This is a genomic window from Winogradskyella sp. (assembly GCF_013213975.1).
Classification (GTDB): domain Bacteria; phylum Bacteroidota; class Bacteroidia; order Flavobacteriales; family Flavobacteriaceae; genus Winogradskyella.
Window position 1 is genome coordinate 1 of sequence record NZ_JABSST010000038.1, and the last position, 11,976, is coordinate 11,976.

Annotated in this window: 18 protein-coding genes; 11 read left to right on the forward strand and 7 right to left on the reverse strand. The window is 33.9% G+C overall.

The annotated features are described in order from the left end of the window. Both HRU49_RS07380 and HRU49_RS07385 read left to right on the forward strand, forming a co-directional pair. Nucleotides 1-193 (forward strand): hypothetical protein (locus tag HRU49_RS07380; RefSeq protein ID WP_296355699.1); only part of this gene is annotated, 193 nt, incomplete at its 5' end. 73 nt (nt 194-266) lie between these two features. Then, nucleotides 267-731: a hypothetical protein gene (locus HRU49_RS07385; protein ID WP_296355701.1), complete on the forward strand. Its 465-nt coding sequence runs from the start codon at nt 267-269 to the stop codon at nt 729-731. An 84-nt stretch (nt 732-815) separates the two neighbouring features. Here HRU49_RS07385 and HRU49_RS07390 read toward each other — a convergent pair whose 3' ends face one another. After that, the gene (locus HRU49_RS07390) at nt 816-1,151 is read right to left on the reverse strand and encodes a tRNA-binding protein (protein ID WP_296355703.1); all 336 of its coding nucleotides are present in this window, start codon (nt 1,149-1,151) and stop codon (nt 816-818) included. Between the two features lie 31 nt (nt 1,152-1,182). Between HRU49_RS07390 and HRU49_RS07395 the strand changes: the two genes are divergently transcribed. The 3 genes from HRU49_RS07395 to HRU49_RS07405 are packed head-to-tail and all read left to right on the forward strand — an operon-like array spanning nt 1,183 to nt 2,538. Next, nucleotides 1,183-1,737, forward strand: a complete 555-nt coding sequence (locus tag HRU49_RS07395; RefSeq protein ID WP_296355704.1) for a thioredoxin family protein — start codon at nt 1,183-1,185, stop codon at nt 1,735-1,737. 7 nt (nt 1,738-1,744) lie between these two features. Further along, on the forward strand, nt 1,745-2,005 hold the full coding sequence (locus tag HRU49_RS07400) for a hypothetical protein (RefSeq protein ID WP_296355706.1): 261 nt from the start codon (nt 1,745-1,747) through the stop codon (nt 2,003-2,005). Between the two features lie 2 nt (nt 2,006-2,007). Further along, nucleotides 2,008-2,538 (forward strand): GNAT family N-acetyltransferase, encoded by a 531-nt coding sequence (locus tag HRU49_RS07405; protein ID WP_296355708.1) that lies wholly within the window; start codon nt 2,008-2,010, stop codon nt 2,536-2,538. 64 nt (nt 2,539-2,602) lie between these two features. On the opposite strand, the gene HRU49_RS07410 is transcribed toward HRU49_RS07405, so the two are convergent. Together HRU49_RS07410 and HRU49_RS07415 are read right to left on the reverse strand one after the other, a co-directional pair. Next, on the reverse strand, nt 2,603-2,737 hold the full coding sequence (locus tag HRU49_RS07410; protein ID WP_296355710.1) for a hypothetical protein: 135 nt from the start codon (nt 2,735-2,737) through the stop codon (nt 2,603-2,605). Nucleotides 2,738-2,830: 93 nt separating this feature from the next. Further along, a complete protein-coding gene (locus HRU49_RS07415; RefSeq protein ID WP_296355712.1) occupies nt 2,831-4,981 on the reverse strand; it encodes a TonB-dependent receptor in 2,151 nt (716 codons plus the stop codon). A 135-nt stretch (nt 4,982-5,116) separates the two neighbouring features. Here HRU49_RS07415 and HRU49_RS07420 point away from each other — a divergent pair, with 135 nt between their 5' ends. The 3 genes from HRU49_RS07420 to HRU49_RS07430 are packed head-to-tail and all read left to right on the forward strand — an operon-like array spanning nt 5,117 to nt 6,969. Further along, nucleotides 5,117-5,806 carry a lysoplasmalogenase gene (locus HRU49_RS07420; RefSeq protein WP_296355714.1) on the forward strand — a complete coding sequence of 230 codons (690 nt, stop codon included), beginning with the start codon at nt 5,117-5,119 and terminating at the stop codon, nt 5,804-5,806. A 31-nt stretch (nt 5,807-5,837) separates the two neighbouring features. Then, nucleotides 5,838-6,332, forward strand: coding sequence for a sigma-70 family RNA polymerase sigma factor (locus HRU49_RS07425; protein ID WP_296355716.1), 495 nt, complete (start codon nt 5,838-5,840; stop codon nt 6,330-6,332). Between the two features lie 4 nt (nt 6,333-6,336). Continuing rightward, complete coding sequence (locus HRU49_RS07430) at nt 6,337-6,969, forward strand: hypothetical protein (protein ID WP_296355718.1); 633 nt, start codon at nt 6,337-6,339, stop codon at nt 6,967-6,969. Nucleotides 6,970-6,971: 2 nt separating this feature from the next. Here HRU49_RS07430 and HRU49_RS07435 read toward each other — a convergent pair whose 3' ends face one another. Beyond that, nucleotides 6,972-7,772, reverse strand: a complete 801-nt coding sequence (locus HRU49_RS07435; protein ID WP_296355720.1) for a lysophospholipid acyltransferase family protein — start codon at nt 7,770-7,772, stop codon at nt 6,972-6,974. A 40-nt stretch (nt 7,773-7,812) separates the two neighbouring features. After that, nucleotides 7,813-8,454 (reverse strand): CoA pyrophosphatase, encoded by a 642-nt coding sequence (locus tag HRU49_RS07440; RefSeq protein WP_296355722.1) that lies wholly within the window; start codon nt 8,452-8,454, stop codon nt 7,813-7,815. A gap of 2 nt (nt 8,455-8,456) precedes the next feature. Here HRU49_RS07440 and HRU49_RS07445 point away from each other — a divergent pair, with 2 nt between their 5' ends. Then, nucleotides 8,457-9,161, forward strand: coding sequence for a peptidylprolyl isomerase (locus HRU49_RS07445; RefSeq protein WP_296355723.1), 705 nt, complete (start codon nt 8,457-8,459; stop codon nt 9,159-9,161). 165 nt (nt 9,162-9,326) lie between these two features. Then, nucleotides 9,327-9,467: a hypothetical protein gene (locus HRU49_RS07450; RefSeq protein ID WP_296355725.1), complete on the forward strand. Its 141-nt coding sequence runs from the start codon at nt 9,327-9,329 to the stop codon at nt 9,465-9,467. 116 nt (nt 9,468-9,583) lie between these two features. On the opposite strand, the gene HRU49_RS07455 is transcribed toward HRU49_RS07450, so the two are convergent. Both HRU49_RS07455 and HRU49_RS07460 read right to left on the reverse strand, forming a co-directional pair. Next, nucleotides 9,584-10,210, reverse strand: a complete 627-nt coding sequence (locus HRU49_RS07455) for a trimeric intracellular cation channel family protein (protein ID WP_296355727.1) — start codon at nt 10,208-10,210, stop codon at nt 9,584-9,586. Further along, nucleotides 10,210-10,926 (reverse strand): RDD family protein, encoded by a 717-nt coding sequence (locus HRU49_RS07460; RefSeq protein ID WP_296355729.1) that lies wholly within the window; start codon nt 10,924-10,926, stop codon nt 10,210-10,212. Before HRU49_RS07460 ends, HRU49_RS07455 begins: the two co-directional genes overlap by 1 nt. 35 nt (nt 10,927-10,961) lie before the next feature. Here HRU49_RS07460 and HRU49_RS07465 point away from each other — a divergent pair, with 35 nt between their 5' ends. Beyond that, the gene (locus tag HRU49_RS07465; RefSeq protein WP_296355731.1) at nt 10,962-11,966 is read left to right on the forward strand and encodes a stage II sporulation protein M; all 1,005 of its coding nucleotides are present in this window, start codon (nt 10,962-10,964) and stop codon (nt 11,964-11,966) included. Nucleotides 11,967-11,976: the final 10 nt, after the last annotated feature.

Sequence of the window (11,976 nt, forward strand, 5' to 3'; positions counted from 1 at the left end):
TTTAAGCGGCAACTATGAATTTGCTCAAATTGGGCAATCAAATGGTGAGATATTTCTCGTATTAGATCCTGTTGCTTTTTTAGATGGTGCAGAATTAATTGAAGATGGTTCTGAGATGACAATTAACACAGCCATTACCTTAAATGGAGCGTCTACGGATAATCAAATCCTTAGGTTAGAACGCGTTGAATAATTCATTTTAAGATAAACCAATTAAGAGTGCGACAACAATTGTTGTAATGTTTTTTATACTAATACAATCAATCATGAGAACTAAACTATTATTAGTCGTAACATTTTTATCCGTTGCACTTATAAGTTGCAGTAGGGATGAAATAGATAACCCAATTACTGATCCATTATTACATGGAGAATGGAATTTAAAAAAAGCCAGTACTGGATGGTACCCACAAGATGATCTAGAAGCGGGAATTATTGAGTTTATATTTGATACAGAAAATTCTATTTTAAACGTAATTAATAATAATGAAACATACCTTTTTGTACCAGAGTCAGGCCAATTCCCATATACAATTGTAAACTTCCAAGATAGTGCCTATATCATTTTTGAGGATGAAAGATTTCATTATGTAGAAGATGGTATAATTTATGGTCATCCAATAAATTATTTTGAAACAGATGAAGGTCAGCAAATGATGATAGAATTCAATCGTTGGAATTGTGACAATTGTTTTCATTTCGGCTATAAACGGTGGATTTTAATACGGTAAATTATTACAACAGCTGCGACAACACAATTCATAACATTATAAATCCTTTATTAGGAGGTTATGCTTCTGTAGAAAAGCTTATGATCAAGACACCTGAGACCCGTTTTTAACCTTGGTTTCAGGATGTAAGAGAAAGACATCATTGGCCTTAACGGCACCCATTACTAAGCATTCGCTCATAAAATGAGCGATTTGCTTTTTTGGAAAATTAACGGTAGCTACAATCTGCCGATTTAACAAATCTTCTTTTTGATATTGTGTCGTAATTTGTGCTGAAGACTTTTTAACACCTAAGTCACCAAAATCAATAGTTAGCTGATACGCAGGCTTGCGCGCTTCAGGGAAATCGTTGACTCCAATGATGGTACCAACACGCAAATCTACCTTTGTAAAGTCTTCAAATGTTATTATCTTATCCATGCATTAAAATTATATAAAACTTCCTAAACTAATGGCTTTAACACCATCAAATATGTTGCCCTTGGGCACCTCAGCACCAGATTTTAACCTTATTGACACTAAAGATGACCAAATAAAATCACTCAATAATTTAAAAGGAGCTCAAGGAACTCTGGTAATGTTTATTTGCAACCACTGCCCTTTTGTAATTCATGTTAACCAACAACTTGTACAATTGGCCAATGATTATTCGCTAAAAGGAATTAATTGCATAGCCATTTCTAGTAATGATGTGGTTAATTATCCTCAAGATGGTCCAGATAAAATGAAAGTTCATGCTAAAGAAAACCTCTACCCTTTTCCGTATCTATATGACGAAACACAAGACGTTGCTAAAGCCTATGATGCCGCATGTACGCCAGATTTTTTCTTATTTGATCAAGATTTAAAATTGGTTTATGCAGGTCAGCTAGATGGTTCACGACCTGGAAATGATATTCCTGTTACAGGTGAAGATTTAAGAGCAGCCATGGATGCGCTTTTGCGCCAAGACACTATAAATCCTAATCAGAAACCTAGTATGGGTTGTAACATTAAGTGGAAATAAACTTAATATGTCTCAAGAAGAAGTAAATAAGGAAAAACGAAAAACAATACCATTAACCACATCAGAATCATTAACATTTTTCTTTCTTCCATTTTCTTTTTTCGGTCCTAGAAACAAAAAACACAACGACTTTAACAAATCTGAATTAGACCGATTTGAAGAATATGGCTTTTATCTTAAAATTAAACAAGCCAAAGAACTAACATTATATGGAAAGCTATTCTATATTGCAATTACAGTAATTATTATTTATCTGATGAAATATTAGCAATGAAAATTTTAATAGAAACTGAACGTCTTATCCTAAGACCTGTAACCTTAGACGACACTCAAGATTTTTTTGAAATGGACTCTAACCCTAATGTGCATAAATATTTAGGGAATAATCCTGTAAAAAGTATAGATCAATCTAAAGCTTGGATAGAAGATATACTAGATCAGTATGAAACATTTGGACTTGGTCGCTTAGCGGTGGTAAATAAAACTACAAATGAATTCTTAGGATGGTCAGGAATTAAATATGAAAGACAGGTCAGAGCAGAATTTAATTACTATGATTTAGGCTACCGATTTAAAGAGCAGCATTGGGGAAATGGCTATGCAACGGAAGCTGCTATAGCAAGTTTAAAGTTTGGTTTTGAAGATTTAAAGCTCGACGAAATTTGTGGAGCGGCAGAAGATGACCACTTCGTATCTAACCTAATTCTTAAAAAAATTGGACTACAACCATCTGGAACATTTACCTATGATGGTTGTCTATGCAATTGGTACAGTTTAAAGCGAGACCAATGGATTCCATGATTTAATATCAGGCACGACATTAAAGCATAAACGAAAAACCCCTCTTTCAAGGGGTTTTTCTTTATCAATCAAAATATATAACTAATAACCATCTCGTTAATCTGTAGTTTAAAATGTATTGGAATGCTGTAGGAGATACCAACGACTCTATCGCGTTGTTTCGACCTACATTGGCTCTTGGGTTTTTCTTGAGTTCCATGACAAATGATTTAATACTTTAAAGTTACCCATCGGAATGCGTAAAAAGTATGATAAAAGTTATATTTACCTAATAACCAAGGATTTACAAACATCAGAGGTTATTAAGCTGGTTATCTTTACCATCTTCACTTATGGTCCAAAAGAATCCAACAAAGAAGAATTGATCTGTTGCAGGTCGTAATGCACGTCTACTAAATTGTCCATTAAGGTCTGGAGTATTAGCATACTGATACCCATTAATGTTTCTGAACCCTAGGACATTATTTACCGAGAAATATAAAATCTTTTGCTGATCAATTAGGTAAGCCCAATTAAGACTTATGCTATTAAAAGGTTTAGCCTTTTCCGCTAAAAATGCACTAGAATTAGGATCGTTATACGGTCTTCCTGAAGAAAAGGTATAATCAACACCGAGCTGACTCTTTAGACTTTCAATCCAATATTTACCAACAATAGAAAAGTTGTGGTTTGTAGCAAAATTTGGCTGTGCAGCCGATTCAAAATTTAAATAATCACGCTCCGTATCTAAATACGAATAACTAAGCCAATAATCTAAATTTTTAATGCTCGTATTGTCTCTCCAGAACACATCTAGCCCTTGTGCATAACCATCTCCATTTGAATTGAAATTACTATCAAAAGAAGTAAACTCAGTATCAAACTTGACTAAATTGTTATATACCTTTCTATAGGCTTCTGCTCTAAATATTTTACCATCATTAACGTACTGGTAGTTTAGAATGTAATGCGACGTTTTCTCAGCTTCTAAATTTTGTTCAAACTTGAGAATGTTATGGTTAGGATTCTGATAAAAATTACCATAGGCTAAGGATACTTGACCATTTTTAGAGGTCTTATAAGCTAAAGCAGCTCTTGGTGCCACATCCAAATCACTAAACACAGAACTGTAATCTGCTCTTACACCAACTTTTAGAGCTAAGTCTTTAGAGAAAACTAAATCGGCCTCTGCAAAACCTGCGGTTATGTTGTTATTATAACCATAGGTAACATTTACAGAACCATCTTTAAAATTCTCATCAAAGTCCGTTAAAAACTGTTCTGCTCCAAAACTTAACTTAAATCTACTATTAAACCGTTTTTTAAGCTTGAGCTTAAGATGAGCCGAATTCTCATCATTCGTTACATCACTTGTCATAATGCCTACTTTATTTTTCGCATAAGTATAGCTCAATCCAGTTTGTAAAGTCCAGCTGTTATTTAAAACACCTTTATAGGATGTATTGACATAAACATTATCGTTGTTTAAACTGAAGTCTACGCCATCTTCAAAATTGATATCTTCTTGGTTAAGGGCTAAATCAGTAATATCAAAAGCAGCATAAAATTTAAGTACACCGTTTTCTAGATGTTGTCTATAAACCGTTTCTCCTTGGGCAGCCTGAAACGGTCTATCCCAATTATTTCTGTTACTGAAAATTTCAAAATATGGGGCAAGATTCACATATGAAGCACTAAAGCTAAGCGAGGATTTATCCCATTTCTGGGTATTACCTAAAGTGGCACCAACAGACATGATACCTATATCCGTTTTCTCTTGATCAGGTTCGTCAATAGTATTTAATAATAATACACTAGATAAGGCTTGGCCAAATTCCGAAGAATACCCTCCTGTTGAAAAGGTAATACCATCAAATAGAAATGGTGAATAACGTCCTCTAGCAGGAATATTATTAGCCGTTGGCGTGTAAGGAGTAAATACGCGTATACCATCTATGAAGATTTGTGTTTCCTCGGCAGCACCACCACGAACAAACAGTCTTCCATCTTCTGCATTTGTAGATGTACCTGGTAAGGTCTGTAAAGCACCAACAAAATCACCTAAGGCACTAGCTGTAGTAACAACATCCAAGGCTTTTAGCACTGAGACCTTACTATTATCATTGGCCTCAAAAGTTCCTGCACTTAAAATTACTGCATCCAAGGATTCTACATCTTCACGTAGCTTAATTTGAAGATTAGACAATTTACTTACATCGTCCATAATAGTTTTTGTTTCAAAAGACAGGAATGAAATTACAAGAGCTTGTGTACCCTCTTCTTCGGTTGTAAATACAAAGCTCCCATCTTCTAAACTTGTAGCACCATCATAGGTACCATCTAAATAAACGTTGGCTCCTGAAATGGGTATGCCTTTAGTATCAATAACCTTTCCTGAAATAGTGGTCTGAGCAAAGCTTAAATTGATTAGAAATAAGCTTAAAAGTGTAATTAATTTGTTCATTTTTTGATTGATGATTAATTGTTCGTTTTTTGATTATGGCACAAACTTCCAAGTTTTTCCCTTCAGGATAAATTGAATCTTACCGAATTGTAAAATTTCAATGACGAATTGATTTATTTGAAGTAAATTGTTCAGATGAAACTAACCAACATAGAAAAACAATTTAGTATTCTGTTTTTTATAATTGTACTATTTGAACTCTTGACCAGTAGTACTGAATCATTGACCAATGCACATTATATTGCAAAACCAGCCATTGTTGCTAGTTTAATGGTTTTGTTTGTGAAAGAGTCGATAAGCTTAGATAATCAACTAAAGAAATTAACCTTAGGCGCCTTAGCCTTTTCATTACTTGGGGACGTACTGTTAATGTTTGTTGATCTCTCTCCTCATTTTTTTACAGTTGGTCTTATAGCGTTTTTACTCGCACATTTCATATACATTATTGTATTTACAAAGCATAGAAATCGGGCTATTAAGCCTATTGGTTTTATTTTGCTCCTATTAATATATGCAGCAGGATTATTTTATGTTCTAAAATCAGGTTTAGAGGAAATGTTAATCCCAGTAATGATTTATATGATAGTTATTTTAGCCATGGCTACTAGCGCATTTGTAAGAAAAGGCATTGTTAATAAATACAGTTATAATTTTGTGTTCATTGGCGCTATATTTTTCATGATTTCTGACAGCATCCTTGCACTGAATAAATTTTACGAGGCTATTCCTTTAGCTAATATATTGATAATGACAACATATGCTTTAGCGCAATACTTAATTGTTATAGGAATATTAAAATTATCTGTAACAAATAGTAAGGAATAACTACCAATAGGTAACTAACCAAATTCATCAATTGAACAAAGAACTCGAACATAGTTTTGTTGAACTGTTGCAAAAGCATCAAAACATTGTACATAAGGTGTGTCGATTATACACTAACAATACTGATGCGCATAACGATCTGTTTCAAGAGATTACTATACAACTTTGGAAAGCCTACCCAAAATTTAGAGGAGATTCAAAGTTCAGTACTTGGATGTATCGTGTGGGATTAAACACCGCTATAACACTTTACAGAAAATCGAAACGGAGAATTTATACTCAAGAGTTTGATGCCCTTGAGTTTAAAATTAAGGCGGAAGAATATGATGATACTGAAGAGCAGCAACTCAAATTACTTTATAAAGCTGTTCATCAATTAAATGATATTGAAAAGGCCTTAGTATTCTTGTATTTAGAGGATAAAGATTATCGTGAGATAAGTGAAACCTTAGGTATCACAGAAGTCAATGCAAGGGTAAAAATGAATCGAGTTAAAAAGAAACTTAAAACAATACTAAATCCGTAATGGTATGGATGAATTAGAATTATTAAAGAAGGATTGGAATAAGCACAAATCGGATTATAAAAGTTATTCAGATACAGAATTGTATCCAATGATTCACAAAAAGTCCTCATCAATTGTAAAGACTTTATTTTACATCAGTATTGCCGAGTTGGTGTTTTGGATTTTAATAAGTTATGTACCTTACTTCTTCTCTGATAAAATGAGAGCTCGTTTAGAAACAAGTTACGAAAATCCACTTTTTACAGGGTTAACGATTTTTGGTTTTCTGATTGTACTCTTATTTGTTTATTTACTTTATAAATCTCATAAATCTATTTCATCTACTGACAATGCAAAAAAGTTAATGGAAAGTATTTTAAAGACACGCAAGGTTATTAAATACTATGTGTTGTATAACCTTATTATGATTTTTATCTCTATACCTCTTTCGTTCTATTTTGAATTCAATCAAAACATAGAGTTTCATGACCAAGTAGCTGGATTCGATTCTGCACAAATGGCGGTATTAGTGGCTATGGTAGTATTAATAACGGGAATTTTCTTATTGCTTATCTGGCTATTTTACAGACTAATCTATGGAATTTTATTAAAACGTCTTAATAGAAATTACGATGAGCTCAAAAAGCTAGAGGTCTAATTTTACCAATCTCTAAGCTCTTTATTTAAGCGTTCTTTCTCTTCTAATACCTCTTGTGGAATTACCTTTAAAAATGAAGGGTGCTGCTCTATGGCATATTCGATTTTTTCAACAATATCTGCAATGGATTCATTGTCGTAATCTATTTCCAAAGGTTGTTTTATTTCAAAAGATTGGTAAATATTTTTCTTTTTAATACGTAGACCTTTTTTATCAAAAGAGCGTCTAAATCCGTCTATTACAATAGGAACGACTAAAGGTTTGTATTGCTTAATAATATGCGCTGTTCCTTTTCTGATAGGTTTAAAAGGGGTTGTTGTGCCTTGCGGAAATGTAACCACCCATCCATCGTCAAGGGCCTTTTTAATGTTGGTTATGTCACTCATCTTCACCTGTCGATTCACATCTTGGCCCTTTGAACGCCAAGTACGCTCTATACTTATAGAACCTGTATAAGCAAAAATCTTTGGAATTAATCCTGATTTCATGGTTTCCTTAGCTGCTACATAATACAAGTTAAGCTTAGGATTCCACAGATATCCGACATTTTTTATATTATCCAATCGTCCGCTTAAACTGGCATTAAATACGTGGAACATGGCAATTACATCTGCAAAATAAGTTTGGTGATTTGAAATGAATAACACATTTGTATCTGGAAGGTTTTTAATAATGTCTGAACCTTCAATTTGCAATTCATTAAAGCCTCTAAACCGCCTGTGCGTTAAAAGTCCTAAAATTCTAATTAGCCATTTCTTAACCCAAAGTATATGTCCAAATGGATTGGTTTTAAATAAACCCATAGTCATTAATTAATTCTACAAATGTAACAATTCTGATAAGCTACAAAACTTGTTTTAACAAGTCTTTTATTTCACCAAGCATCATAGCTGTTGCTCCCCAAACGATATGTCCGTTTAATTTAAATGCAGGAACTTCAACTTTTACATTGTACGAAGTCGATACTTTTGTAGTAATCCTATTAGCCTCATTTAAAAAATCTTGTAATTTAACCTCTATAATTTCTTCGACTTCCTCATCCTGCTTCTTAAATTTCAATTTATATTCTGAAACAGCCATATACGGGTGCACTATGAAATTACTCGGTGGTATATATAAGGGTGAAATGGTTTTAATAACATTAACCATAGTTCTATTAACACCCACTTCTTCTTCAGTTTCTCTGAGTGCCGTTAGCATAAGATCATTATCCTCATCTTCATATTTTCCACCAGGAAATCCAACTTGAGCTGAATGTACTCCTTTATACGTTTTTCGTAGAATAAGCACTAAATAGGTTTCGTTTGTTTCACTCGGATAAAAAAGTGCTAACACAGCAGCTGTTTTAGCTGTCTTGACTTTCTCTTTCATCTTTACTGCCAGTTCTAGCCGATAAGGAGGTGACATTTTAGCGTGAGATTCCTCACCAAAAAGATTGAGATGTTTTATTTTTACTACCGATTCTAAAAACGTATTAAACTGCATTTATGAAAATTCGACTGGTTGTATGTATCGCTTTATTTTTATGGAACTGTGAAGATAAGCAAACTCCAAAACAAACAGATCCATCCACATCAAAAGATTCGATAACTCAGCCAACTGGTAATCCAAAATCAAAATCTAAGGAAAACCTAAAATTCCCAGTACTTTCAGATGATAATGCCATGGAGTTCTTCTTAGAATATGACAAGGTTCATAAGGAAAATAAAGTCCGAATTAAAACTGATTTTGGTGATATTGATATTTTACTTTACGACAAAACAAAATTTCATCGCTCTAACTTTATCTACCTAACCAAAAGACAATACTTCGATGGGACACAGTTTTACAGGGTGGTTAAGAATTTTATAATACAAGGTGGCAGCAGTGACGGTATAGACCTCTATAAAAAACGAAGAAAAATCGGCAGATATCTTTTACCACCAGATACTAAACGTGGTTATTCGCACAAACGCGGTGCTATTTCTATGCCCAGTAGTGAAATTGAAAACGCCTATAAACTAGCGTCACCATTCCAGTTTTTCATTGTAGTTAATAAAGAAAAAGCTAAGCATTTAGATGGCAGCTATACCGTGTTTGGAGAGGTCATTAAAGGCATGGACATTGTAGATAAAATCAATGCCGTTAATACTGATGATGGTGACTGGCCTATTAATAATGTATACATTAGAAAAGTAGAAATTATAAAATAATTAAAACTTACCGCTTTTTGTTTTTGCAACCTTAATGGAATAACACCACAAAGCCAAACCACATTTAAATTATATACTATGAAGAACTATTATTAATGGGGTGCATCAGTCTATTATAGGTAATAGTGGAGTAGCCAAACGGGTATTGAAATAAACAATTAGAGTATGTGCATTACTGGTAAAGGTCCCGAAAAAGATGGTGCCATAAGCCCTTATCTGGACTCAAAACATTCTTATGGCATTGAAGAAAATGTTGGACAGAACGAATTCTCTTTTTTAATTTGGACAAAAAAAAATCTAAAATAGATTCCTGTAAAAGTCAATACAACCAAGACTCTTAAGTTTATGAAGGTGAGGCAACGTATTTTGACAGCGAACTTATAACTGTGGTTAAGTAGATTTTAAAGCCAAACTTGAATGATCTAGTTGTCTTTAGTTTGACCGTCAGTTCTATATAAACTAGGTAAGCTAATTTTAAATCGAACAGCAAGTAACCTTATAATTATGACTACGAGTCCTGCTACAATAAACAAGTAGTTTTGGTCCTCTAAGAAGCGTCGTAAAATAAAATATGTGAGACCACCAATTATACAAGCAGTTGCGTAAACTTCTTTTCTAAAAATAACCGGTATTTCATTACATAAAATATCACGAAGCACACCACCAAAACAGGCGGTCATAGTACCTAAGGCAATACAAATTATAGGATGTAAATTGGCTACCAAGCCCGTTTCTATTCCAACAACCGTATAGAGACCTATACCAATAGTATCAAATAAAAACAGCGAACGTCTGAGATGCTTTAAAAAATTTCTGAAGACGACAGCAAAAACAGCCGAACCAATAATCACATAAACAAAGGTCATATTTTGCATCCATGATACTGGTTCTACCCCAACCATGACATCTCTAAGTGTACCGCCACCAACAGCTGTTACAAACGCAATTATTAAAACACCGAAGGGATCCATTCGCTTATTCATGGCAACCAGAACTCCAGAAATAGCAAAGGCAATAGTTCCTAATATGTCAAGGGTTTGAAAAAACATTACATGTTTTGAGTATAGTAATTATAGTCTTTGATCACCTTCGAAACAAAATCAATGGGCTTTTCTTTAGGTTCAACAGCCATAACTTTAATAAGACGGTAATGTAAGTTAACAATGATGTTATGATTTCCTTTTCGGACAGCCTCATCATATAAGTTTTTTACCATCTGAATATCCTTATCATTCAATACGGTCACTTGGCTGTAAGTCGGTACATAATCCAGCGGAATCTCCTTTAGTATGGTATCCTTAATACTTACGGTCTGTTGCTCACTAATCACTGTGGTCCCAGCAGCAATATCGCCAATGCGTTGCCCATTTCCCTTAATAAGAATGGTTAATGTTGCCGCTCCTCCAAAGGTCATAACCACATCGATAACACGTATAATCCATCTCACAAAATAATTGGCAAAACTTGGTTTAGAACCATCCAATTTAACCACTCTGGTTTTCATAATGCTTTTACCAACGGTCTTTCCATCCCAAAAAGTTTCAAGTAACACATAGTATAAAAAAGCGGGCAGATTAACTAATAAATAAATGGCCCAAGCATCACCCATATCTAGATCTAACGCACCTAATAATAGGATACTTCCCAAAGCATAGAGAAAAATAATTATGGTATCAATAAGATAGGCCAAAAGACGATCACCAATACCTGCCACATTTTGGTTTATTCCTACATTTTGGGCAGTTTCTATTTGAAATTCATCCATATTTTCTTTTCTTTGGTAGACTAAAGGTTTAGTATATGCGAGAGGCCGCTTTTGTAAAGCAAAATAAAGATAAATGGTTAGAATTTGAAAGCATTCTCAAAAATAAAACCCATATAGATCCTGATTTACTTTCCGACTTATACATAGAGGTAACAGACCATTTAAGCTACGCTAAAACGTTCTACAAAAACAGTAATACAGAACGGTATCTCAATCAACTAGCATCACAGGCCCATCAAAATATTTACAAGACAAAAAAGGAACCTAAGAACAGGCTTATTTCGTTTTTTACAACTGAATTCCCGTTGATGTTTCGTCAACATCACCGTGAACTTCTAATTACATTTTTAGTGTTTGCGTTTTTCACCTTTGTCGGAGCTTATTCAACAGCTGGTGATGGTGACTTTGTAAGAGCCTTTGGTCTGAGTGATGGTTATGTAAATATGACCTTGAAAAACATAGAAAAGGGGGATCCTATGGCAGTGTACAAAGAGCAAGGTGAATTTAATATGTTCTTGGGTATTACAATCAATAACATTAAAGTCGCACTATTTGCCTTTGGCTACGGTATTTTATTTGGTATTGGCAGTCTCTATTTTATGATGCGTAATGCCATTATGCTAGGAAGCTTTCAGTATTTTTTTTACCAACAAGACTTATTATGGGAATCTGCAAGAACCATTTGGATTCATGGTACTATTGAAATCTCTGTAATCATTGTTGCCGGTTGCGCAGGGGTAGTAATGGGTAACGGTTTACTATTTACTGGTACCTTACCTCGACTAGAAGCATTTAAACGTGGAGTAATAAACGGACTTAAAATACTAATGAGTACCATTCCATTTTTTATAATTGCTGGCTTCCTAGAAGGTTTTGTTACTAGACATACAGAAATGCCAGATTGGTTAGCTATTTTGATTATTGGAAGCTCTTTAGTTATCATTTTATTCTACTATGTGTATTATCCTATAAAATTACATAGACGTACATCTCAAACTGTGGAACTTAAAACCTATATTGATTTAACACCTCAAGATTAAACCAAAACAC